The organism is Sulfitobacter sp. HNIBRBA3233, from assembly GCF_040149665.1.
GTDB lineage: Bacteria > Pseudomonadota > Alphaproteobacteria > Rhodobacterales > Rhodobacteraceae > Sulfitobacter > Sulfitobacter marinivivus.
The window spans coordinates 1-656 of record NZ_JBEFLP010000016.1 but is presented as its reverse complement, the minus strand read 5'-3'; the positions used below and the strand labels follow the sequence as shown (position 1 = coordinate 656).

The 656-nt window shown below is 66.9% G+C and carries 1 protein-coding gene; it reads right to left on the bottom strand.

Features of this window, described 5'->3' with window-relative positions:
- Positions 1-656 (bottom strand): calcium-binding protein (locus ABMC89_RS18975; protein ID WP_439655679.1); only part of this gene is annotated, 656 nt, incomplete at both ends.

Genomic DNA, 656 nt, shown 5'->3' with positions numbered 1-656 from the left:
AGATCCCAGATCCGCAGGTCGCCGTCGGTGAAGCGGAAGTATTCCACGTTGGTGTAGATGTCGAAGCCCTCCGCCCCGCTCATGCGCACCTCGTTCGAGGCCGTGCGGAACACCGCGTAGTCGCCGCGCGCCCCGTCGAACAGCGCATAGTCCGATCCCGCACCCCCGTCGATCACGTCGTTGCCCAGCCCCCCCTTCAGCTGGTCGATCCCGCCGTAGCCGAACAGGAAATCGTCCCCGTCCAGACCGTTGAGGTTGTTGCGGCCCTCGTTGCCCGTCAGGCTGTCGTCGAAGTTCGTCCCCACAAGGCCCTCGATCGAGAAGTAGAGATCCAGCGCCGCGTCGCCGCCGGTGCCCCGCCCCGTCTCCTCGCCGTCGATCCGCGCCCCGTTGCGCAGGCTCGCCACCACGCCAGAGGTCGAGTTGTAGTAGGTCACCGTGTCCTCGCCGTCGCCGCCGAAGTAGCGCTCGCGCCCGCCGGTCGAGCCCACGAACCAGTCGTAATCGCCAAGGCCGCGGAAATCGTTCTCGTTCTCGTCGCCGTAGAACACGTCCTGACGGCCCGAGCCGGTCACCCGCTCGACGCTCAGATAGGTGTGGCCCGCGGCGAGGTTGGTGTTGTTGCCGGTGTCGTTGAGATCGACCACCACGCCGGT